This is a genomic window from Bacillus cereus group sp. BceL062 (assembly GCF_051780025.1).
In the GTDB taxonomy this organism is placed as follows: domain Bacteria; phylum Bacillota; class Bacilli; order Bacillales; family Bacillaceae_G; genus Bacillus_A; species Bacillus_A toyonensis.
This window is the reverse complement of the sequence record NZ_JBPWGY010000004.1, coordinates 151,246-173,720: the sequence shown is the minus strand read 5'-3', so window position 1 is coordinate 173,720 and position 22,475 is coordinate 151,246. Positions and strand designations below refer to the sequence as shown.

Here is a 22,475-nt window from a genome sequence, read left to right as displayed (position 1 = left end):
AATCAGATGATGCAAGGTTAAATCCTAAACATTAGAACAATGGGTCTTCCGCCTCGAATCATCTAAGTCAAAAGTGATAAGATGAACGTTCAACGACTATCTCGTATAACTGACGAGAGTACATCACAAGCCTATGGTGCTGGAAAAATCCTCTATCTCTAAAGAGATAAACATATAGTCTGCGCTCATGTGAAAACATGAGAAGTTCATAAGAGAACTGGCTAAGGAATTGCGCCCTTAGTTGAACGAGATAAATTTAATTAAATCTATCAAACCTCATTGAATACATCGAACATACGTGCCATTGTAGGTTCAATGAGGTAAGAATAATAATGAAATTTTTACGAGTTAGTCAAGTATCAGAATTAACAGGTTTGCATCCGAGTGGTCTTACGAGAATGCTGGTGGAACACGCTACTATTCAGAGGAATCCATCTTTCATTATCTAAAAGGTGAGTGTCCGAATAATCGCACAGTAAAGGAGTAGGCTTCTAATGATATTGGCGAAGAAAGTCAGACTAATTCCAACGCCTGAACAAGAAAAAGTGCTTAGAAACCATGCTGGCGCTGCAAGATTCGCTTATAACTATTGTAAAAGAATGAGTGATAGATACTATAAGCTATTTGGAAAATCTGTTTCACAGTTAGCTTTACAGAAACGATTTACAAAGATCAAGAAGCGAAAGAGATATGAGTGGTTAAATGACATCAACGCACAAGTTCCTAAACAGGCTTCAAAAGATTTTGATACGGCGAGGAAAAATTCGTTCAAAAAGTACAAAAATGGTTTTCACACTTCTTATAAATCTAAAAAAGATTTAACCCAGGGATTTTATGCCAATTATGAAAGACTGATTATAGGAAAAAAAGTAGTTCATATTCAGTCTATTGGAGAAGTGAAAACAAGCCAACAACTACCAAGGAACAAAAAAACATCAAATCCAAGAGTTACCTTTGATGGTCGTCACTGGTGGATTAGTGTAGGGTTTGAAGAATCCTTTGAATTCCAAGAACTAACCGATGAGTCGATTGGTGTGGATGTTGGTTTAAAAGAGCTTTTTGTAGCTTCTAATGGTATGAAAGAACGAAATATAAACAAAGATGCTAAGGTTTAAAAACTTTTGAAAAGGAAAAAGTCAGCACAAAGAGATATGTCTAGGAGATTTAAAAATGGGGTAAAAATTCAGTCTGCCGGATATGAAAAAGCGAAAGCTGAGCACCTGCGGTTATCTAGGAAAATTACGAATATCCGAAATAACCATATCCATCAAGCAACAGCTACATTGGTGAAAACCAAACCAATGAGGATTGTTGTGGAAGACTTATCTATCTCAAACCTGTTAAAAAACAAAAAACTATCGAAGGCACTTTCCTTTCAAAAATTAAACTTCTTCTTTCAATGTTTGTCATACAAGTACGAGAAGTATGGCATTGAGTATGTAAAAGCTGATAAATGGTTCGCTTCAAGCAAGATTTGCTCATGTTGCGGAGTTAAATACGACCATTCAGTTCAACCAGAAGGACAGTGGAGTTTAAAGATTCGTGAGTGGCGTTGTGTTCCATGCAATAGCCATCACGATAGGGATGTAAATGCTTCGATAAATTTATCAAGATGGGTAAAATAAATGCTTGATAATAGGAGGTAACGATACTGCCTCGTGTTCTCGCAACCCCTCGTCCCTTCGGGGTTGCGAGAACACGATGAAGCACTAACTTGTGTAAATTTGATTGAATTATATAGATTTAGTTAAGTTTATCGTATCGGATAAAATGCGCTTAGAATATCGACTTAATGATGAAACGAAAGGGTATCCTGCTTTATGGAACTACGCCAATATTTCTAATTCTGAAATTATCGCACGCATGACTTGTGAATATTTTATTAAAGAGAAAAATACTTATGTTGTTACTGCAACTTCGGTTGATCCAGACGGAACAGCAGTTATTTATATTCAAAAAGAAGTTTTCGCCAATGACCCTTCAGACCCTACATACTCCCACATCGGTTTTGAAATTAGAGAACTAAGTGAAACGAGTTCAAGCTTAGTAGATAGTCAAGATGTATGGAACTACGAAGAAATTTTACCATCTCTTCATTCAGATATTATATATATTCAGCGAGACGGCATGTCTATGGAATTCTCCTTGGATTCAAGAGAGATTGATGAAGACAGAAAGTGCTACATTTATTACGGAAACTTCACAGGTGAATCAAGATAATATTGATATATCTATGCAACAAAAAAAACCTTACGTATAAAACGTAAGGTTTTTATATAGCCCCACATATGCCGTTCTCTCTAGATGTCCATAAACCTGCTCTCACAGGTGGATGCTCTCACAAATGTTTGTAACTTCCTTCTTAAAAAGATGGCATGTTAGCTACATTTAAATATTGAACTTCCATATTAAACTTATTGGTTTAAGACATGCATAAGCTACGTACACCGTAGGAATTTTATATAAGGTTAGTTGAAATAAGACCCCCGCACGTGCCGCTCCTCGTAAATGTCCAAAAACCCGCTACTCGCAGGTGGATGCCCTCACAGTTACCGTACATCTTCCTCCACAAGGAAGGCTTGATGATGGTCGCTAAATATTGAGCTTCCGTATAACTAACATCGGTTTTAGACATAAATAAGTTACGTACACCGCAGGATGTATTATTTACTTGTCGTTATATTATCACATTGTTTCCAATGTGTAAAATACAAAGTTTTTCGAGCAATCTCTTGCTTGTGACCTTATTTTAATACAAATTATTTTTGCATGCAAGTGATTAATCTTCTTCTTTTGCAATTTGATTTTCTGGATAAGAAATCCAATCACTCCAGCTACCTGCATACAATTTAACATTTTGGAATCCAGCCAATTTTAACGTAATGATATTTGGACATGCCGTAACACCAGAACCACAATATACAATGGTTTCCTTATCTTTCGACAGATTTTGGAATCGTTCTTGTTGCTCAGCTTCATTCTTAAATTGTCCTGATTGCAACATTCCATCCTTCCAAAAATAGTTTGCTGCTGTCGGAATATGTCCTGCTTTATAATCGACAAGTTCCTCTACACCAGCATAACGTTTCGGCTCTCTTGAATCAATTAACGTAACATCTGCACCTGCCTGGATATTCTCTCTTACTGTTTCCATCGATACAAGCATATGATCTTGTATGTTTGTTTTGAATGTTTTTCGTATAACAACAGGAATTTCCGTTGTTGTCAGTAGTCCATTCTCTTTCCAAACCGGGAAACCACCATCTAATATATATACTTTCTCATGTCCTACATAGTTACATAACCACCATAAACGAGCAGCATTTGCACCAGCTTGACTGTCATACGCAATTACTGTCGTATGTTCATCAATACCAACCTCCGAAAGCTTGTCTGCAAACTCTTCAATGCTTGGCAACGGATGGCGGCCACCATGTTCTACTATAGGACTTGATAAATCTAAATTCAAATCAAAATATAACGCATGAGGAATATGTTCTTCTTCATACTTTTCTCTACCCCAATTAGGATTCGCTAAATCAAAACGACAATCGATTACACGGACGTTCTCATCTTCTATATGCTCACGTAACCATTCGACTGTAACTATCATCTTTAACGACCTTCTTTCTCTTGTAAACGACTTACATACTCCATAACCATTTCTTCTGTAACATATTTACGCTGTAAGGTAACACCATTTTTTGCAAGATCATTAATTTGCTTTGTTACAACATTAATGACATCAACCGAAAATTCTTTCCCATTTGACGCAAGAGATACGGCTGCTTCAATAGCTGCTTCACGCTGCGCATCTAATTGTAAACATGCTTTTACACTTTCATTTTGTTTACGAGAATGTGCTGTAATTGCTTTATGTACTTCCATCTTCTCTTCCCCCTAAATAAGTTATACGTTCTAATTCAATTCCATTGCAAGCCGAATCATATCACGGCATACAATGCCATTTTCAATAATCTCTTCTTCATAATGCTTCGAAAAGTAATCAAAATCAATAGAAAAAATACGAAATCCACATTTTTGATATAAAGCAAGTTGTGAAACACTAGAATTGCCTGTACCAATTTCAAGTTTTGACATACCATATCCTTTAGCAGTTTCTACGGCATGCCTTAATAGCTTCTTCCCAATCCCTTTTCCTTGCAAATGCTCTGCAACCGCAATATTCATGATTTCCATCGTCTTCGGCCTTGTTTCCAAAAGAACATACACACCGATGACGCTGCCCCCTTGCTTTGCTACGTATGTTAACCCTCTTTGTACATATATAGCTATTTGCCGTTCACTTGGATCAGCAAGTAGCAATAAAGACTTCGGTATAGCCTCTTTTAAAATACGTTCTATTACAAAAGACATAAAAAATCCCCCCATCTCTATTGTTCTAAACCCTCCTTGTCTACCATAAATAATAGAAAGGAGGGATTCACCATGGACAACAATGAGAAAAAATGCAACGTCATCTCTATTGATGGAAAGAAGAAGAAAAGCGACACGTATTCCTATCCAAAATTAGTAGTTGAAAATAAAACATACGAATTTTCTTCATTCGTCTTATGCGGTGAAACACCAGATGGCAGACGACTCGTTCTTACTCATATGATTTCTACCGATGAATTTGCTGGATTTGTCAAATCTTTAGATACTGTACTGCAAAAGAAAATTGAACGAATCTTTTTCTCATAACGACTATATAACATAAATTTCTTTTTCAATCTCTACTAACTGCTTGTGCAATTGTTCTTTACTTTGTTCATATAGAAATACATCGATCGTTTCAGCCAATGCAAACAATATACTTTCATAATAGTTCATCACATCTTGTTGCATCACTTTTTGGAATAAGTTCCACTTCATATCCCATTCTTGCTTATAATGATGAACAAATAAATCTTTTTCATCGGCTACATAGTTTGATACAAGCGGTTCTAATACAGATTTAGCGTCTTCTTGCATAAAAGCTTTGTCATTCTTTTCAAAAAAGCTTTTCTCATTTTTAAAATGCGCTACTGCTTTTTTGAAATCTTTTATTTCAACTGAAGGAAACGGTTCTTTATGTGTAATATCTTTATATTCATAATCCGCTGTTCCATTCATAGAAATTGATTCATTTTCTACTTTACAGTTCACTACAATTTCTTTCTTTGCACGCTTCATCGCTTCATCTATCCATTTTTCAAGGCGTAATGATGTCGCACGCATTTCTTGTAATAAATCATGTTGAATAAATGCCACTAATTCCATAACGCACTGTTGCAACTGCGCTTTTACATTTCCATCCGTTCGAAGTGACGCTGGATTAATAAATTCAGTAAACACATCGTTATAGCGTAGGAATAGACGCTGATGCACGTAATAAAGCAATTCTTTCACTTCATTTTGCATCGCTTGTTCTTCCGCAAGCACACTATATGATGAAATAATATGAAGTAGTTGATCACGCTCTGCTTCATATTTTTTTGTTTGCTTCTCTTTCTCGTCATTCCCCTGCTTTGCACCAGTTATCATATTTACTAAAAGCTGATCTGCCCCTTGCAATGCACCGTATAAAGCATGCACAGATACGAGCATTAAATCTCTCATCATAAAGGACGTAAACGATTCTTCAAACTTAGCAATCCCAGAGTTTTGTAAAATACCGTACTTCTCTTTTTCAACACTCTTTCCTTGCTTCTCTTCAAGCGCACATAAACTTGAAATTGCAAATAAACGCGGATTTCTAATACCATATTGTAGTAACTGGTCTGCAATATAACCTTTTACCATTTCAAGTTCTTCTTCGGACTCTGCTAAATCGGCCGCATTAATCAAGAAGAACATTTTATCAAGAGCAAAAGTATCCTTTACACGTCCAAGCTGAATTAAAAATTCACGATCAGCGCGAGAGAATACATGGTTATAATATGTTACAAATAAAATAGCATCTGCGTTTTTAATATACTGGAATGCAACGTCCGTATGGCGGGCGTTAATAGAATCCGCTCCAGGTGTGTCTACAAGCGCTACTCCCTGCCTTGTTAAAGCACAATCATAATAAAGCTCCATATACTCAACGAAACATGATTTCTCTTCATTCGCTACATAATCAGCGAACTCTTCTAATGTAACTTGTACTTGTTCCCCTAAATGAGCAGAAACGGCATCGTACCCTTTTTGTACCGCTCGTAAAAAGCTAAATGTTGTTTTTTGCTTTCCACTTGGCGAAGGGTATTTCATAACTTTATCAATTTGCGCTAACGCTTCATCTAGCGTAGTAATCTCATAATGAAACAGCTTATAAACAGCTTTCATATCATCTAATAATGCTTGCTTTGATTTAAACTGAACAATGACTGTTCCGTGCGGTTTTTCCTCTGTAACAGGCAAAATTTGATTAATCGTTGCCGTCGTCGGATTTGGTGATACAGGAAGTACTTTCTCACCAAGCAATGCATTGGCAAATGATGATTTCCCAGCACTAAATGCTCCGAATAACGCGACTGTAAATTGTTTCGTTTCCACACGTCGCCTTTTTTCTATTACCTCTTGCTGTACATGTTTCAGCGCTGGCAATGGCTCTAGTATCGTTTCAGCTTTTTTCACTTTTTCTAATATGCGCTGAATATTTAATACTGCCGTACCTTTCATCTCTTCCTCACGAACCATTACATTCTCGTTTATAATTTCTTGCTCTTGTAGTGTGAATTTCTCACTAACAATTTGTGTTTTACGTTGCAATATCTCATCTATTTGCATTCCTTCAGGCGTAGCAACACGATCGTGCCAAACATTTTGTAAATAACCTTCATATCCCTCAAAATTTTTACTGTATTGTAATTGCATTTCTTTCGCTGTTTGCAACATCGTATATGTTTCAATTTCTTCTTCAATACGAGCAACTGCTTCTTTCACCTTTTGCTTTAAAACGACAGCACTCTTATCAAAAATTTGTTGCGATTTTATAAAATAACGTTTCTTTAGTTCGTTCGCTACATCCGCTGTATACAGCAGTAAGTAATCCCCTGTAAAACCCGCACCTTGTTTAATTACCTCGCCTAACAATTCTGGTCCGAAAGCAATTTCTAAAGCATATATGTCTTTCCCAATTTCCTCTGTGAACAGTCCTTCTTCTTTTAAGAAAGCTACAATAAATTCTTTCACATGAAAATCAATTTGTGTTTCAACAGTCTTTTGCAAAGCAGAATAAAAAGCATCTACACGTCTCTGTTTTTCTTGCTCCGTCTTTCCTTTCGCAAATAATAAACCAACTTTAAATTTTGTTAATTTCGTTTCTAAATACGCATTTGCCAATTCTCTCATTTCAAATGGCATTAAATACGCATTATCTAATATAGCTTGTAATCCTTTTATAAATTCGTTTTTCACATGAGATTCTTTGCTAGCCTCACGCTTTTTCGTTTCAGTTAATTCTTCCTTTTTTTCAACCACCTCTAAAATGGAAAGCGTTGATGCTAGCTCTTCCTCATATTTCAAAAGATCTTTTTCATTTTCAGAAAGAATAAACGAGAAATGTTCCCCTAATAAATATTCTGTTTCCCGCTCCATTCCAGTTCTTACATACTGCTCTTTTTCTTCCATAATAGAAGAAATTAACGATTCTAAATTTCCAATTTCATTATGTGGATGGTTCATCATTCGTAATGACGTATAATAAACACCATCTACTTCAATATCCCAGTTAGAGAACGATTGTTTTACGCTATCTTTATAATTCTCAAACGATAATTCATTTTCTTTATGTTTATCTATTTGATTTACAACGAGATAAACCGTTTTATTACGTTGTTTCAATTCTTTAACAAATTGTAAGTTCACTTCCGATTGGACGTGATTATAATCCATCATATAAAAAATTACGTCTGCTAGATGAAGTGTCGATTCTGTCGCTAGTTGATGGGCATCATCTGTCGAATCAATTCCTGGTGTATCAACTAACATAACTCCCTCAGGAATTGGCGCATCATTTCGATAAATATGAACACCAATTACCTCATCGCCATCTTTACAAATCTGTTTTAATTCTTCTGCTGAATATGCACCGTCATATTCGTACTGTTCTCCAGATTTGACCGTTACAACAACACGATCTAATCCCTTTTCAATTTTGACGACGTTAGCGCTTGTCGGAATCGGACTTGTTGGTAACAACTGCGCTTTATATAGATGATTCATCATCGTTGATTTCCCTGCCGAAAAGTGGCCGCAGAATGCTATCATAAGCTGCTCTTGTTTATATTTTTGAATCACTTCAAACAACTTTAAGCTATTCTCTGCATCGCCGTGTTTTTGCCACTCTTCATAAAAACAAACAAGTTTTTTCATACCGTTTGTCTGTACTATGTTTGTCATCCCCTTGTTCCCCTTTATCCAAGATGTATATACTTTTCCCCGCTATTTGCGAGCTCTTAATCAGTGAGAGATGCATCTCCCCATTGATTACAGTTTCACTTTACTATCATACTAAATTTTCAGCATATTCTCATTAAAAATAAAAAATCCCTTTCATTCTTTTTACAAATGAAAGGGATTTTATGTCATTTTATTCATTTTGCTGTTCCTACTCCATTTAAAACATATTTCGCAATAACTGCATATACAGCGACTGTACCTGCTACTAATGCATATACCATACTCGCGCACCAACCTTTTTTGATAATGATTATCACTTTTGAATATATTTTATCATTAAAGAGAATCATTATCAACAAATTTCTAAAAAAGAAAGCTCCTTCGGGAAAAGGAGCTTTACTGCCTGTTTTAAAGAAGTTTAAAACTTGCTGTGCACTCTTATTATATCTCATAATACACATCTTAACAGTTTTAAAAATTGGAAATCCCCTCTACCCCCTCCCCCTTACATTTTGTATAATAAAAGAGAATTACTTAGTAAGGAGGAAAATAATGACACAAAATCTCACGCAAGGCGAGAGGATACACTCAATTGATATCATTAGGGGAATAGCTGTACTAGGTATTTTTCTTGTTAACTGGCCTATTATTGCTGGAATTGACTCACGTGATCTTTCAGGAGTTTATGAGGGACTAGATAGTTATATCCGTCTAATTTACGATATGTTTATTCAAACAAAGTTTTATACTATCTTTTCGTTTTTATTCGGACTAGGCTTTTATATTTTTATGACTCGTGCTGAAGCGAAAACAGATCGACCGAAAACTTTATTTGTTCGTCGCTTACTTATTTTATTATTATTTGGTTTCTTACATTATGTGCTTTTATGGGACGGAGACATTTTACATACTTATGCAATCGCTGGATTTTTCTTATTTTTATTTTATAAGAGAGAACCTCGTACCATTTTAATATGGGCGATTGCTTTATTAAGTATTTTTCAATTTCTTATACTAATTGCTAGTATTAGTGTTGCCTTAATGTCAAAGGCTGAACTTGGATTCTCCTTACCAGTCATGCCACTTGAAGACTGGGTGTCACAAATACAAAATCGTTTCCATGCATTTTATGCTGATGGAATAGTATTAAATATTACAATGCTCCCAGAAACAGTTGGGCTATTTTTACTTGGTTTATACGCCGGTAAAAAGGATATTTTCCGCCGCACGAAAGAGTTAGATACAAAACTTAAAAAATGGCAAATTATTACGTTCATTTTAACATTACCAATGTGGTTCTTCATGGTCCGTTACTTCTTATCAAAACCATTTTATGAACCAATTTATATGCAGGCCTTTACAATGTTCAGTGGAAAAACATTATTCATCTTCTACATTTTCACGCTAATGCGTTTATTACAAAAAGAAAAATGGCAAACATTATTACGCCCATTCCAATACGTTGGACGAATGGCGTTAACAAATTACATCTCACATACAATTGTTACATTACTTGTATTCGGACTATTGTTCAAAAACGATTATCTTGCTCCATTATGGGTAGGACCTCTATTTTGCATCAGTTTTTATACGTTACAAATCTTTATTAGCCGCTGGTGGCTTTCACATTATCAATACGGGCCACTTGAGTACATTTGGCGGCTTGGTACGTATGGGAAAATGATGCCACTTAAAAAGAAAAGCAAGGTCTCATAATGAGACCTTGCTTTTCTATGCTTCTCTTACTGCATTTTGCATCGAAACTGGCTCTTCTTTTACTTTCCCTTTTCGCTGCGGCACCATATTAAATACAATATTTAAAAGTACTGCTGATGCACTTCCTAGCACAATTCCGTTATCTGTTAAAATACGAATATTTTCTGGAAGTTGTGAGAATAATGTAGGAACGACTGTAACCCCAAGCCCAATTCCGACAGAGCATGCAACAATTAATAAGTTTTCTTGCTTTCCAAAATCAACGCTACTTAACATTTTAATACCATATGCCATAACCATACCGAACATCGCTAACATCGCACCGCCAAGTACTGATTTCGGAATGATTGTTGTAATAGCTGCGATTTTTGGAATGAACCCAAGAACGATTAACATACCACCACAAGTATAAATAATAACGCGATTTCTTACTCCTGTTAATTGAACAAGTCCTACGTTTTGAGAGTAAGTTGTATATGGAAATGCGTTAAAAATACCACCTAACACCATCGCTAACCCTTCTGCGCGATAGCCTTTTGTTAATTCTTTTTCACCAATCTTTTTATTACAAATATCAGATAACGCAAAGTATACACCTGTTGCTTCTACAATCCCTACACAAGCAACGAGAATCATCGTAATAATTGGCGTTAATTCAAATGTCGGTGTACCGAAGTAAAACGGCTGAATACCGTGGAACCAATCTGCTTCTCCAACAGCTTGCAAGCTTACTTTCCCCATAAACGCTGCAACGATTGTACCGAACAAAAGACCTAATAAAATAGAAATAGAACGGATAAATCCATCAAAGAAACGATACATAATGATGATAAATAATAATACGCCAAATGCTAACGCTAAGTTTTCAAGACTTCCGAAATCTTTGCTTCCTACTCCGCCAGCCATATCATTAATCGCTGCTGGAACAAGTGTAACTCCAATTACAGTAACAACAGACCCTGTTACGACAGGGGGAAATAATTTTACAAGCTTTCCAAATAATTTCGCAAAAATAACAACAAACAAACCGGCAGCAATAATTGCTCCATAAATAGAAGACACGCCGTATTGTTTCCCAATTGCAATCATCGGCCCAACCGCTGTAAATGTACAACCTAGTACAACTGGAAGTCCAATACCGAAAAAGCGATTTGATAATGCTTGTAAAATTGTTGCAACGCCGCACATTAATAAATCAATTGAGACTAAATATGTTAACTCTTTTTGATTTAAGCCAAGTCCGCCTCCCACAATAAGTGGAACGATAATTGCACCGGCATACATAGCAAGCATATGCTGCATACCTAGCGATGCGATTTTAAATGGATGTTGCTTCATCGCTTATTTCACCTCCGCAGTTTCTTGCTGTACAAATGTAACTGTGCCGTTATCAAGTGATGCAATTTCTGCTAGTGACTCAACACGAACGCCTTGTTCACGAAGCTTCTTTCCTCCATCTTGAAATGCTTTTTCAATAACAATTCCAATTCCCGCAATGCTTGCTCCAGCTTGCTCTACTAAACTCATTAAACCCAAAGCAGCCTGACCGTTTGCTAAAAAGTCATCAATGATTAATACACGATCATTTTCATCAATATGAGTGCGAGATAGTGAAATTTCATTTGTTTCTTGTTTTGTAAATGAATATACGTTTGCAACATACATATTATCTTGTAACGTTAACGATTTACGTTTTCTTGCAAAAATTACTTTTACACCCAGCTCTAATGCAGCCATAACCGCTGGTGCAATGCCAGAAGATTCAATCGTCACGATTTTTGTAATGTTCTCTTCTTTAAAACGTTTAGCAAATTCTTTTCCAATCTCTTGCATAAGTACCGGATCAATTTGGTGATTTAAAAATGCATCTACCTTTAATACGTCACCAGATAAAACCTTTCCTTCGTTCAAAATCTTTTCTTGTAATACTTTCATGTTTGTTCCTCCTCTTATGCAATAAAAAAACTCCAAAAGCCGCCACCACTCGTTACAAGTGAGAGACGTGCTTTTGGAGTTTCGCAAAAAAGAATGCTTAACAAGCAAATATATTCGTCCTCACTCATAGTCAAAGTATTTACGGTACTTCGGTAGAAACTTGCAGGCCATATCCCCGCGATTATATGAGTGTAGCTAACTATTTATTTTATAGAAGGATTATAACGCAATTTTTATACTTTGAAAAGTATTTATTAATAAAACACGTACAAATTTTATAAAAACACTATTTTCGTTCGATTTTTGCAAACTCTTACATTCTCTATTACAACTTCGTTAAAATGACTGGCCCATCTTTTGTAATCGCAATTGTATGCTCGTATTGAGCAGATAATTTCCCATCCATCGTTCTTGCAGTCCATCCATTTAAATCAACTTTAGAATAGCGCATACCTACATTTACAATCGGCTCAATTGTAATTACCATGCCTTCTTGCAGCTTAGGTCCTTGTCCCGGTTTACCAAAATGAAAAATTGCTGGTTCTTCATGAATCTCTTTACCAATCCCATGCCCCGTAAAATCTCTTGCAACAGAAAAACCTTCAGCATTTGCATAACTTTCAATTGCAAAACCAATATCCCCTACATGATTACCGATTATCGCCTGATCAATTCCTTTATATAAAGCACTCTCAGCCACTAGCAATAACCTTTTTGTTTCGTCAGAAACATCCCCTACTATATATGTCCATGCAGAATCTGATAGCGCACCATTTAAGTTTACTACCATATCAATTGTGACAACATCTCCCTCATTTAAAGGAACCTCGGCCGGAAACCCATGACACATTTCATCGTTTACAGACGCACATATCGCATATGGATACCCGTTATAACCTTTCTGCTCAGATGTTGCACCATACTTTTCTAAATACACTTCAACAAACGTCTCAATTTCTTGTGTTGTTATTCCTGGTTTTATCATTTTTCCAATTTCTCTATGACATGAAGCAAGTAATTTCCCAGATTCATGCATCAAATCTATTTCACTTTTCGTTTTAATTGTAATCATTCTACCTCTCCTTGCTAAGCTTGCTATTTGCTACTAAAGTTCAATCATACACACCCTCTAGCAAAAATTCCAATTACAAAAGCAAACATCATTTATTTTTATTTTTTAATATACATTTTTTTCGGATGTTTATTTAGTGTTTTTTATTCATATTCACTTATAAACAACGTATAGTGTTACTATACTATTAAAAGGAGGGTTTTTAAAAATGATGCATGCAGGAAGACTACGTCAGCAAACTTTGAACACTAAGTAACTTAATATGTTCAAAGGCTTTGTTTTCATAAAGCAGAGTAAACGGGATTAGTCTGCACATTTTTAATAATCTTCAACGGAAAAGTACATTTTCTACATGGAGAAAGACAGATATACATCTGTCTTTTTGTCGTATGTTTTTTCATACAAAGAGAGACCTCTATTTCTTATATCCTCGTTTACTCTTAACCACAGACAGAAGCCCGTCTGTGGTTTTTTTATGATTACATCTTCTTATATCTCACTAATTTGATCCTATTGGTGTAGTTAGGGGAAAATGGTAACAGAAAACGTACTCAAGCATTAAGATTAAAATAAGCATTTGGAGGAAATAAAAATGAACACACTTAAAATTAAACAATTAGCAACTAAGGAAGGCCTAAATATCTTAGAAGATTCAATAAAAATCAATGAATCTGGTGTTGACTTTCAAGTAGCACACGCTAAAGAACAAAACGGAGATAAATGGATACTAAGAATTCCTCGTAGACCAGAATCTATGAGACATGTCCTACAAGAAAAAAAGGCATTGGAAATCATAAAAAACCATGCAGGATTCCAAGTTCCTGATTGGTCTATATTCACTGAAGACTTAATTGCCTATAAGCAACTAAGTGGCGTTCCTGCCGCCACTATTGATATAGAACAACAAGGATATATATGGAGCTTTAATGAAAAAAACGCACCATCTGAATACCATATTTCATTAGGAAAAGTTCTAGCGAATTTACACTCATTACCTCAACAAGAATTTAATAATATCGGTATTGAAATTCTTACTGCTAATGAATTAAGAGCTTCTATGGAACAAAGGATGAATCGAGTGAAGGAACAATACTATGTCAATCAAAAATTATGGGATCGTTGGCAAGCATGGCTAACTGAAGATTCTTTTTGGCCATCTCATGTAGGAGTAACGCATGGGGATATACATCCAGGTCATATCCTGATTGATAAGAAAAATAATGTAACTGGCTTAATCGATTGGACAGAAGTAGGGATAGCTGATGTTTCTATAGATTTCACATCACATTATCTGCTCTTTGGGAAAGATGGACTAACAAAGTTAATTAGCTCTTATGACAATGCTGGTGGTAAAACTTGGTCAAGAATGGATGAACATATTATCGAACTTCTAACAACAAGTAGTATCACTGTTGCTGAATATGCTCAAGTGTCAGGTTTGAAAGAGATGCATGAAGCAGCTGTACACATGCTAGCAACTGAAAGTTAATGTAGTTACAAAAAAAACTTTAAACTAAAAAACAGAAGAACTCTCTTCTGTTTTTTAGTCATTTTTACATATATAATTCATTTTCAAAAACTCAAAACAACTACCGTTCGTCTCCTGGATAAACGTTCCAACTGCTTCAAATCCTGCCCTTTTATATACTTTAATCGCTCTCTCATTAAATGTCGCTACTGATAGTGTTATATAGTTGCAGCCGTATTTTTCTTCACTAAAATCTAGTCCAGCCTTCACGAACTTTAACCCTAATCCATTGCCAGCTATATCAGGTCTCATTCCAAGTCCTATATCAACCGTTTGATTATTCATTTTAGAAAAACTCCAGTAACCAATGAGAGTACCATTTTCCTTCACAGCAAACGTATCGTCTCCTCTCATTTCAGTACTTAAAAACTCTGCTAAATCTTCTTGATCTGCCTCTATATCATAAAAGGAATATTTCCCTTCATAATGCCAGTTGTATGCAATTTCCTCTGCTTCCTTTTGGTTCATTACTGTAAATGTATAATCCATTCTCCCATCCCCTTTAAAAAAAGAGCTGCAATTAAGCAGCTCTTTTTTATAACTCGTAAATCTCTCTATACTTCGCTTCTAAATAATCAGCTAAGTAGTTTGCATTTAGCCCTTCACTTGTTACATCTTCTAAAATTTCAAGTGGCTTTTTCGTTTTGCCATATTGATGAATGTTTTCTGTTAACCATTCACGAATTGGCGTCACGTTACCTTCTTCTAATAATGCATCAAAGTTTGGAATATCTTTTAGCATTCTTTGCTGAAATTGCGCTGCATACATGTAACCAAGCGCATAAGATGGGAAGTATCCAAATGAGCCACCAGCCCAGTGAACATCTTGTAATACACCTTGTGCATCATTTTCTGGACGAATTCCTAAATAGGCTTCCATCTTATCATTCCAAGCCGCTGGTAAGTCCTTCACTTGTAGTGTACCATCAAATAATTCTTTCTCAAGCTCATAACGAACCATAACATGAAGCGGATATGTAAGCTCATCTGCTTCTATACGAATGAATGAAGGCTTCGATTCGTTAATCGCATCATAAAACTCATCGACTGATATATCGTTAAATTGACCGTCACTATACTCTTTTAATAAATCATAATTTTTCTTCCAGAATGATTTATTACGACCGATAAAGTTTTCAAAGAATAATGATTGCGATTCATGAATACCCATAGATGTTCCACTACATAGCGGTGTACCCTCAAATTTTTCTGCAATATTTTGTTCATATACAGCATGACCACATTCATGAATTGTTCCAAACACAGCCATACGGAAATCTTTCTCATCATAGCGTGTTGTAATACGAACATCCCCTCTATTTAATGTAATTTCGAAAGGATGTACCGTTTCATCAAGACGCCCTGCTTCAAAGTCATAATTCAATTGCTTTAATAGCTCTAATGTAAAGTTCTTTTGTTTTTCTTTCGAAAAGTGTTCCGATAAAGCACTTGTTTTTAATCCCTTTTTAGACTCTGAGATTTCTTTTACAAGCGGCACGATACGCTCACGAAGTTGACCAAATACGTGATCTAACACTTCTACTGTAATACCAGGCTCATACATGTCTAATAATGTATTATATTTATATGTTTCGTAACCCCAATATGCAATAAATTTCTTTTTGAATTCAACAATTTTTTCTAAATACGGACGGAACATTTCGAAATCAGATTTTTCGCGTGCTTCTTCCCACACACTTTCCGCTTTCGCTTCTAATTTCACATACGCTTCGTATTCAGCTTGTGGAATTTTCTTATTTCTATCATATTCTTTACGACACTCTTCAACCATTTTCTTCGTCGTTTCAGAAAGTTTATCTTCAGATATTAAAGCTTCAAGCTCAGTTAAGTAGTTCCCCATCTCATCTGAAGTCGACATAGCAAACACTTCTGACGAAAGCATCCCTATGACTTCTGAACGCTGATCCACACCTTTTTTTGGTGCACCCGTTCTTAAATCCCAAAACATTAAGCTTAATGCTTCTCCGTAATTTTCTATCTTCTTCACATATGTTAAAAATTGTTTTTCTACTTCATATGTAGCAACTGTCATCGTATAAAAGACCTCCTTTTTCTACCTCAAACTTATTTCGACACGAAAACATAAATTCCTTTTATAATAGAAAAAAAGCTTGGCAAGCGCCAAGCTTTTCCTTATAATTCTTTACCTTCTACCGGAAGTACTTTTTTCACTGCTTCTATCACTTTTTCATCTTCCGTATCTGATAGGAAGATTGATATAGCACCTTTATCGTCGGTCGTACGAATTAAACGTCCAATCCCTTGACGAAGGCGTAAAATCATATATGGCACATCTACATCCCAGAATGGATTATTTACGTGCTTACGTTTCGCTTCAAACACAGGATCGTTTGGAGGGAATGGTAATGACCAAATTATTACATGTGATAATGATGAACCCGGAATATCTAAACCTTCCCATAAATGAACGGCACAAAGTACAGTCTCTTCTTCATTTTGGAAACGAGAAACGAGCTGACTAATTTCTTGATCCCCTTCATATAAGAACGGAACTGACATTTGCTCTTTACTTACATATTCTTTGAACGCTGCAAGTTCTTGCGTTGTACGGAATAATACAAGCGTACGTCCATTCGTTTTCTGTATATTTTCAAGTGTATATTGACACTTTCTTTCCCATTCATTTTCTTTCGTATGCGATAGTAAGTTTACTGCCATTTGCTCTTCATAATTAAACGGTGAGGCAACTGAGAATGATAAGTAATCTTTTACCCCTAAGCTATTTGCAGTAAATGCGAACGAATCGTTGTCCGATAATGTCGCAGAAGAGAAAATGTATGGAATTTTCTTCGAGAATACTTTTTCTTGTAACACTTCTTCAACTGCACGCGGCATAATAACTAACGTGAAGGCACCATCACCTTCTTCACCCCACGTAATTACATTTTTCTCATGCATGAAAAGACGAAGTGAATGTTCTAACACATCTAAATGTTCATCAACGATATTTAAATCGTATGTGTTTACTGTATGCATTTCACTTTCAAATACTAGTGCATCACCGACTTCACCGATTTTTGCATAAAGTCTTTTCGCTTCTGCGGTTACTTTTTCTGTCACAGTAATTTCTAAACGATCAGAACCTTCAATTTCCTTTTTATTCTCTTGTAACACATCAAAGAATCGCTCTGTTTGCCAAATTGTTTCTTCTACTAAATGCGCAAACTCTTCACGAATATCGTTCTGTAACAATCTCGTTAAAAGCTGCTCCATCATCGTTTGCTTTAAACGGTACGTTAAAGCTTTTTGAGCTGCATATTCTACAAGATGTCCTTCATCGAATACAACGCAGCTACTTTCAGGTAATAATGGAATTTGTCCTTCACGTTTACGAGCATCGTACGTCCAAATATGATCCATATAAAAATCTTGAGAACAAATGATTAAATCTGCCGCTTTACGATAATGTTCACGAGAAAGAGTTTGTCCACAACGATGACGTGAATCACAAGTGAAGCAATCTTGGAAGTAATCCCAGTTTACTTTTGACCATTCCTCATCATTTAAAAGTGGAAATTCTTTTCTGTCACCATAGTGAGTAAAGTTTTGCATCGTACCATGATCAAATACAAACTGTGGTAATTCATAATATACGTCTTCAATTACTTCTGGAGCTCGTCCACTCATAACATCTTCAAGTTTACGTAAACATAAATAGTTATCCATCGATTTCGCAAGTCTTACGTCAACAGATAGTTCTAATGCTTCTGATAACTTAGCAATGTCCCCTTCTTCTTTCACAAGCTGCTCAATTAATGTTTCATCTGCACAAGCGATAATAGCAGGTTTTCCTGTATAACGCGCATAACAAATTGCATATAAAAGGTATACAATCGTTTTCCCTGTTCCTACACCCGCTTCTGCGAACATAACTTTTTTCTCTTGGAAAGCACGCTCTAATTGAAACGCCATAAAGATTTGTTCATCACGCTCTTCAAAGCCTTTTTCCGGAAGGATGTCGTAAAATACATCTCCAATCCACTCATTCAACTTATCATAAAAATTATCTTGTTTTCCTACTTCAAATGGTAATCTCTTCTCAGTAAACATCCTTAGCCTCCAACCAAAAAGTTTTTCTATAAAACGATATAGTAACTGCTACTCATATGTGTGCAGCCACTTTCCCCTGTTGCAATACTTAGAAATACACGAAAAAAAATTTTCCTTTCGAAAAAGGAAAATTTTCTTCTATATTAATGACTTTAAATACCGTTTATCAATCGCTGTTTCATGTGAAAGAGCTGATAAATATTCTTCTTGCGCTTTTTGTATCTCATCTACAATTACGCCTTGACTATCCACTTCTTTTCCGAGCTCATCATACGTACGGTGAATAGCTTTTTGAATCATTGATAATTGAAAACTATCCATATCACTGCCTCCTTTACGCATTACATAATAGCCAGTATATGCGTGCTGGAGGAGTTTTATACTATGAATTACGCGGTGGACGTTTTCCGAAGTATTGGTAGTAATCTGTACGGATAAATCCGTTAAATAGTTTACGTTTCTTCGATGCATCTTTTCCGTAACACTTCTCAAATGCTTCGTAACTTGTTAATACATACGCTGACCACGTATCTAATGGGCGGAATACTTGTCCCATTTCTTTATACAATTGTTCAACGAGTGCTTTTTCACTTAAACGTTCTCCGTATGGAGGATTCGTTACGACGTAGCCATAATCCTCTTTTGTTGTAAAATCTTTTACTTGCATTTGTTTAAATGTGATTAAATCACCTAAACCTACTTCTTCTGCGTTTTCTTGTGCAACTCGAATCATACGATGGTCAATATCAGATCCAATGATTTGTAATGGTTGATTATAATTTGCTAAATCTTCAGCTTCTTGACGAGCTTCGCGCCAATTTTGTTTCCCAACCCAGCCCCATTCATCCGATGCAAAGCCTCGGTTAAATCCTGGTGCGATATTTTGTCCAATTAATGCGGCTTCAATCGGAATTGTTCCAGATCCACAGAAAGGATCCACGAAAGGACGATCTGGCTTCCAGTTCGTTAATTTAATTAAAGACGCAGCTAATGTTTCTTTTAAAGGAGCTTCCCCTTGATCCATGCGGTACCCACGTTTATGAAGTCCAACACCACTCGCATCAATTGTTAATGTTGCAATGTCTTTCAACATTGCAATCTCAATACGGAATAATGGACCATCTTCTTCAAACCAAGTTGTACGTTTATATGTTGTTTTTAATTTTTCAACGACAGCTTTTTTAACGATACGTTGGCAATCCGAAACACTGAATAACTCAGATTTTAGAGATTTACCGATAACAGGGAATTCTCCGTTCTCTGGAATATAATCTCCCCAGTTTAATGCTTTCGTTTTTTCAAATAGCTCATCAAATGTTGTTGCTTTAAATTCGCCAACTTTAATTTTCACACGGTCCGCAGTACGTAACCATAAATTCGTGCGACAAATCGCCTTTTCATCTGCTTCAAATGTTACTTTGCTGTTTTCTACTTGACATTCATAACCAAGATCGCGAACTTCTCGGGCAACTAACGCTTCAATACCCATTGCCGCTGTTGCAATTAAAGTAACTTTTCCCATTTGCATTCACCTCTTATGTATATTCAAACAATAATTAATAGCAATTTGTCCTATTAATCATTACATTTTACGAAAATTTTTCTCATTAACCATTGTAACTCATAATTTATAACTTCATACAAATAAAAAGCCCTCCTCTAACAAAGGAGAGCTGAGTTATTTCATAGTTGGTTCATAACGTTCTGTAAGCCATGTTCTGTTCCTTTGTACTGCAAACGGCCCACGCCTCGTACTCCGGTAGCAATCATCTATCTACAGGTTATGAAAACCTGTCCTTTTCCGTCGTTCATTTCCTTGGAAAAGATTCCCCTACCATTATTTGGGTTTCTCGCTCGTGGGGTTTACCTCGTTCCACTCCTATCATTTCTTCAAGGACTTCGTCACTGTGGCACTTTAAAGGTAGTCAAACCATATCCGAAAGGACTTAGGTTTTTTCCCTGCCGTTAAACCAGCCTTACAGCCAGAATACCCTAGCTTATGAATTGGCTAGGCACGAACACTACAGCCATCTCAGACCGTGCGAGCATGGACTTTCCTCTACAACGTTGGCGTTGCAGCGATTGCCCAAACGTTATGACATCCATTAGTATAGTGGAAACAAAAAGATTTTGCAATGTTTTTTTCTATGTACAATGCCTCAACCTTGTTGCCACCTTATTTTATTCGTATAACTTACTTCCAAATACAGCTTTTTCTAAGTTGGATAAACGTTTTAAAATATCCGTATTCGTGTTGTTATATACCGGTTGTGCAACTGGTGTTTGTACAGGTTGTTGTGGAGCTTGTGTTGCAGCTAGTTTTTGTTCTTCTAATTCTCGTTTTAAACGAACATTTTGTTGCTTCAATTGATCAAATTCTTTGTGGAAAGCTTCATAGTCTTTAATAATCATATCAAGAAACTTGTCTACTTCTTCTTGTTGATAACCTCTCATACCTGTTTTAAATTCTTTTTCCAAAATATCTTTCGCCGTTAATTTAATTTTATCCGAAATCATTTTCTTCACCTCAAATTTTTGCCAAAACTTTCATTAACTAAATTTTTTCAGAAACAATGCCTTTTGTCAATCATATATACGAGTACAATATTACATATTACTCTGCATTATTCCACTGTTCCTCTTCTATTATATCTTGTAAATCAGAAAAAAGAATGAAATAACTGTGATAATTTTCTATTTCTCCTTTTTTCTTAGCTACTTCTACAATATATTTAGGACTCCCAGGCTTTTCTTCATCATATACAGCTAACAGAGCATCACTTTTTTCAATAAAAAATTGATTCTTTAATTTAAATTGCTCTGGGCTTTCGTACTTCCGTTTCGTAATACTATCAATGTGATCTGCTTGTGAAAGAATAAATTCGTAATATTCACGGTTATCTTCTTTCCAATTTTCTTCTTGTTCTAAAAAAGGAGTAAATACCGCTAATTTTAAATCTGGATATTCTACTTGAATTTCAAAAACAACTTCAGCAGCCCACAATTCTACACCTAGCTGGCCGCTTATAATAACCCACTCCAAACCATCTTCTACAAAAGCAGTTAATTTACGATGCAGCGCTTTTTTTATGCAGTCTACTCCTGGATGATCCTTTTTAAATATTCCAAGTTCAAATGGCTTATATCCTGTTACAGCAACAACTTTCATATCAACACTCCAATTACAAAAAAAGAACTAGCATTTTGCTAGTTCTAACATATCATTTACTTTTTAAATATTCCACCAACGTTTGGTCCAACATTTGGTCCTACATTCGGTCCTGGTCCAAACGGGGATACATTCGGTCCTGGTCCAAATGGGGATACATTCGGTCCTGGTCCAAATGGAGATACATTCGGCCCTGGTCCAAATGGAGATATTTGATGACCGTGGTGATGGTGACCATGACCACATGGTCCACATCCACCGCCAAATCCTGGATCGATTGGATCTACAACATTTACATTTGAGTTTGTTTGCGGGAAGAAGTTTTGGTTTTTAATTTGTTGATGGTGTACATGTGTCGTATGCGTTGGGAAAATGTGTGGCACCACCGTTGTTGAAAAAGAATGTGTTACACACTGTTTCGTCGGATGAATGACAGGAGCAGTCGTACAAATAGGTCCTACAGGCTTATGCCCTCCAAAACAAGGATGACAATGATGCATAGTTTTTTCTCTCCTCTCTCGTTAAGAAAATCTGATTACACTTTACAATATGAGAAAAGAGGTGAAGCCGTTTGTTATATATACCCATTTGTTTCA

General features: G+C 35.9%; 20 protein-coding genes, 3 other RNA genes, 1 pseudogene and 1 riboswitch. Of the genes and pseudogenes, 5 read left to right on the top strand and 19 right to left on the bottom strand.

The genetic code is table 11. The annotated features are described in order from the left end of the window. Positions 1-494 precede the first annotated feature (494 nt). Positions 495-1,625, top strand: a pseudogene (locus tag ACS2MN_RS11925) (RNA-guided endonuclease InsQ/TnpB family protein). Positions 1,626-1,770: 145 nt separating this feature from the next. Then, positions 1,771-2,220 (top strand): hypothetical protein, encoded by a 450-nt coding sequence (locus ACS2MN_RS11920; RefSeq protein WP_001235522.1) that lies wholly within the window; start codon positions 1,771-1,773, stop codon positions 2,218-2,220. Between the two features lie 55 nt (positions 2,221-2,275). Here the strand turns inward: ACS2MN_RS11920 and ssrS (ACS2MN_RS11915) are convergent. From ssrS (ACS2MN_RS11915) to ACS2MN_RS11895, 5 genes are all read right to left on the bottom strand, one after another. Further along, positions 2,276-2,459: non-coding RNA, 6S RNA (ssrS, locus tag ACS2MN_RS11915), on the bottom strand. Positions 2,460-2,480: 21 nt separating this feature from the next. After that, positions 2,481-2,663, bottom strand: a non-coding RNA gene (ssrS, locus tag ACS2MN_RS11910) — 6S RNA. Positions 2,664-2,779: 116 nt separating this feature from the next. Beyond that, positions 2,780-3,613: a sulfurtransferase gene (locus tag ACS2MN_RS11905; protein WP_088055408.1), complete on the bottom strand. Its 834-nt coding sequence runs from the start codon at positions 3,611-3,613 to the stop codon at positions 2,780-2,782. Positions 3,614-3,615: 2 nt separating this feature from the next. Then, complete coding sequence (locus ACS2MN_RS11900) at positions 3,616-3,888, bottom strand: YpbS family protein (protein WP_000451820.1); 273 nt, start codon at positions 3,886-3,888, stop codon at positions 3,616-3,618. Positions 3,889-3,918: 30 nt separating this feature from the next. Then, positions 3,919-4,377 (bottom strand): GNAT family N-acetyltransferase, encoded by a 459-nt coding sequence (locus tag ACS2MN_RS11895; protein ID WP_000011414.1) that lies wholly within the window; start codon positions 4,375-4,377, stop codon positions 3,919-3,921. 72 nt (positions 4,378-4,449) lie between these two features. Here ACS2MN_RS11895 and ACS2MN_RS11890 point away from each other — a divergent pair, with 72 nt between their 5' ends. Beyond that, positions 4,450-4,704, top strand: a complete 255-nt coding sequence (locus tag ACS2MN_RS11890; protein WP_000369740.1) for a DUF3931 domain-containing protein — start codon at positions 4,450-4,452, stop codon at positions 4,702-4,704. A 3-nt stretch (positions 4,705-4,707) separates the two neighbouring features. Here ACS2MN_RS11890 and ACS2MN_RS11885 read toward each other — a convergent pair whose 3' ends face one another. Next, positions 4,708-8,367: a dynamin family protein gene (locus tag ACS2MN_RS11885; RefSeq protein WP_088055409.1), complete on the bottom strand. Its 3,660-nt coding sequence runs from the start codon at positions 8,365-8,367 to the stop codon at positions 4,708-4,710. A gap of 194 nt (positions 8,368-8,561) precedes the next feature. Then, positions 8,562-8,819 (bottom strand): hypothetical protein, encoded by a 258-nt coding sequence (locus ACS2MN_RS11880; protein WP_429794076.1) that lies wholly within the window; start codon positions 8,817-8,819, stop codon positions 8,562-8,564. Between the two features lie 100 nt (positions 8,820-8,919). Between ACS2MN_RS11880 and ACS2MN_RS11875 the strand changes: the two genes are divergently transcribed. Beyond that, a complete protein-coding gene (locus ACS2MN_RS11875; RefSeq protein ID WP_000193176.1) occupies positions 8,920-10,083 on the top strand; it encodes a DUF418 domain-containing protein in 1,164 nt (387 codons plus the stop codon). A 15-nt stretch (positions 10,084-10,098) separates the two neighbouring features. Here the strand turns inward: ACS2MN_RS11875 and pbuX are convergent, their stop codons facing one another. The 3 genes from pbuX to ACS2MN_RS11860 all read right to left on the bottom strand — a co-directional run bounded on the left by pbuX (position 10,099) and on the right by ACS2MN_RS11860 (position 13,090). Next, positions 10,099-11,421, bottom strand: coding sequence for a xanthine permease PbuX (gene pbuX / locus ACS2MN_RS11870; RefSeq protein ID WP_000809217.1), 1,323 nt, complete (start codon positions 11,419-11,421; stop codon positions 10,099-10,101). Positions 11,422-11,424: 3 nt separating this feature from the next. Beyond that, entirely contained in the window at positions 11,425-12,018 is a 594-nt protein-coding gene (locus ACS2MN_RS11865; protein ID WP_000866492.1) for a xanthine phosphoribosyltransferase, read from the bottom strand. A 107-nt stretch (positions 12,019-12,125) separates the two neighbouring features. Further along, positions 12,126-12,227, bottom strand: a riboswitch (purine riboswitch). A gap of 116 nt (positions 12,228-12,343) precedes the next feature. Further along, on the bottom strand, positions 12,344-13,090 hold the full coding sequence (locus tag ACS2MN_RS11860; RefSeq protein WP_088055410.1) for a type I methionyl aminopeptidase: 747 nt from the start codon (positions 13,088-13,090) through the stop codon (positions 12,344-12,346). 592 nt (positions 13,091-13,682) lie between these two features. On the opposite strand from ACS2MN_RS11860, the gene mphL reads away from it, so the two are divergent. Further along, a complete protein-coding gene (gene mphL, locus ACS2MN_RS11855) occupies positions 13,683-14,579 on the top strand; it encodes a macrolide 2'-phosphotransferase MphL (RefSeq protein ID WP_001094126.1) in 897 nt (298 codons plus the stop codon). A gap of 54 nt (positions 14,580-14,633) precedes the next feature. Here mphL and ACS2MN_RS11850 read toward each other — a convergent pair whose 3' ends face one another. From ACS2MN_RS11850 to ACS2MN_RS11810, 9 genes are all read right to left on the bottom strand, one after another. Further along, a complete protein-coding gene (locus ACS2MN_RS11850; protein ID WP_000386700.1) occupies positions 14,634-15,107 on the bottom strand; it encodes a GNAT family N-acetyltransferase in 474 nt (157 codons plus the stop codon). A gap of 46 nt (positions 15,108-15,153) precedes the next feature. Next, on the bottom strand, positions 15,154-16,671 hold the full coding sequence (gene ypwA / locus ACS2MN_RS11845) for a carboxypeptidase (RefSeq protein ID WP_346994119.1): 1,518 nt from the start codon (positions 16,669-16,671) through the stop codon (positions 15,154-15,156). 101 nt (positions 16,672-16,772) lie between these two features. After that, positions 16,773-18,710, bottom strand: coding sequence for an ATP-dependent DNA helicase (locus ACS2MN_RS11840; protein WP_000493686.1), 1,938 nt, complete (start codon positions 18,708-18,710; stop codon positions 16,773-16,775). A 138-nt stretch (positions 18,711-18,848) separates the two neighbouring features. Continuing rightward, positions 18,849-19,031: a DUF3921 domain-containing protein gene (locus ACS2MN_RS11835; protein ID WP_000376898.1), complete on the bottom strand. Its 183-nt coding sequence runs from the start codon at positions 19,029-19,031 to the stop codon at positions 18,849-18,851. Between the two features lie 61 nt (positions 19,032-19,092). Beyond that, positions 19,093-20,232, bottom strand: a complete 1,140-nt coding sequence (locus ACS2MN_RS11830) for a THUMP domain-containing class I SAM-dependent RNA methyltransferase (protein WP_000521231.1) — start codon at positions 20,230-20,232, stop codon at positions 19,093-19,095. 180 nt (positions 20,233-20,412) lie between these two features. After that, an RNA gene (gene rnpB, locus ACS2MN_RS11825) (RNase P RNA component class B) lies at positions 20,413-20,804 on the bottom strand. Positions 20,805-20,891: 87 nt separating this feature from the next. After that, positions 20,892-21,227, bottom strand: coding sequence for a cell division regulator GpsB (gene gpsB, locus ACS2MN_RS11820; RefSeq protein WP_000622427.1), 336 nt, complete (start codon positions 21,225-21,227; stop codon positions 20,892-20,894). 97 nt (positions 21,228-21,324) lie between these two features. Then, positions 21,325-21,879, bottom strand: a complete 555-nt coding sequence (locus ACS2MN_RS11815; RefSeq protein ID WP_000869384.1) for a DUF1273 domain-containing protein — start codon at positions 21,877-21,879, stop codon at positions 21,325-21,327. Positions 21,880-21,935: 56 nt separating this feature from the next. Further along, positions 21,936-22,379: a spore coat protein gene (locus tag ACS2MN_RS11810; RefSeq protein WP_000546286.1), complete on the bottom strand. Its 444-nt coding sequence runs from the start codon at positions 22,377-22,379 to the stop codon at positions 21,936-21,938. Positions 22,380-22,475 lie beyond the last annotated feature (96 nt).

Excerpts from the sequence above, each read along its gene's own strand:
- ACS2MN_RS11905 (WP_088055408.1), bottom strand. The coding sequence starts at position 3,613 with ATGATAGTTACAGTCGAATGGTTACGTGAGCATATAGAAGATGAGAAC.
- ypwA (WP_346994119.1), bottom strand. The coding sequence starts at position 16,671 with ATGACAGTTGCTACATATGAAGTAGAAAAACAATTTTTAACATATGTG.
- ACS2MN_RS11875 (WP_000193176.1), top strand. The coding sequence starts at position 8,920 with ATGACACAAAATCTCACGCAAGGCGAGAGGATACACTCAATTGATATC.
- ACS2MN_RS11840 (WP_000493686.1), bottom strand. The coding sequence starts at position 18,710 with ATGTTTACTGAGAAGAGATTACCATTTGAAGTAGGAAAACAAGATAAT.
- ACS2MN_RS11880 (WP_429794076.1), bottom strand. The coding sequence starts at position 8,819 with ATGAGATATAATAAGAGTGCACAGCAAGTTTTAAACTTCTTTAAAACA.
- ACS2MN_RS11860 (WP_088055410.1), bottom strand. The coding sequence starts at position 13,090 with ATGATTACAATTAAAACGAAAAGTGAAATAGATTTGATGCATGAATCT.
- ACS2MN_RS11810 (WP_000546286.1), bottom strand. The coding sequence starts at position 22,379 with ATGCATCATTGTCATCCTTGTTTTGGAGGGCATAAGCCTGTAGGACCT.
- ACS2MN_RS11835 (WP_000376898.1), bottom strand. The coding sequence starts at position 19,031 with ATGGATAGTTTTCAATTATCAATGATTCAAAAAGCTATTCACCGTACG.
- ACS2MN_RS11890 (WP_000369740.1), top strand. The coding sequence starts at position 4,450 with ATGGACAACAATGAGAAAAAATGCAACGTCATCTCTATTGATGGAAAG.
- ACS2MN_RS11850 (WP_000386700.1), bottom strand. The coding sequence starts at position 15,107 with ATGGATTATACATTTACAGTAATGAACCAAAAGGAAGCAGAGGAAATT.
- pbuX (WP_000809217.1), bottom strand. The coding sequence starts at position 11,421 with ATGAAGCAACATCCATTTAAAATCGCATCGCTAGGTATGCAGCATATG.
- gpsB (WP_000622427.1), bottom strand. The coding sequence starts at position 21,227 with ATGATTTCGGATAAAATTAAATTAACGGCGAAAGATATTTTGGAAAAA.
- ACS2MN_RS11815 (WP_000869384.1), bottom strand. The coding sequence starts at position 21,879 with ATGAAAGTTGTTGCTGTAACAGGATATAAGCCATTTGAACTTGGAATA.
- ACS2MN_RS11830 (WP_000521231.1), bottom strand. The coding sequence starts at position 20,232 with ATGGGAAAAGTTACTTTAATTGCAACAGCGGCAATGGGTATTGAAGCG.
- ACS2MN_RS11865 (WP_000866492.1), bottom strand. The coding sequence starts at position 12,018 with ATGAAAGTATTACAAGAAAAGATTTTGAACGAAGGAAAGGTTTTATCT.
- ACS2MN_RS11895 (WP_000011414.1), bottom strand. The coding sequence starts at position 4,377 with ATGTCTTTTGTAATAGAACGTATTTTAAAAGAGGCTATACCGAAGTCT.
- ACS2MN_RS11885 (WP_088055409.1), bottom strand. The coding sequence starts at position 8,367 with ATGACAAACATAGTACAGACAAACGGTATGAAAAAACTTGTTTGTTTT.
- ACS2MN_RS11920 (WP_001235522.1), top strand. The coding sequence starts at position 1,771 with ATGCGCTTAGAATATCGACTTAATGATGAAACGAAAGGGTATCCTGCT.
- ACS2MN_RS11900 (WP_000451820.1), bottom strand. The coding sequence starts at position 3,888 with ATGGAAGTACATAAAGCAATTACAGCACATTCTCGTAAACAAAATGAA.
- mphL (WP_001094126.1), top strand. The coding sequence starts at position 13,683 with ATGAACACACTTAAAATTAAACAATTAGCAACTAAGGAAGGCCTAAAT.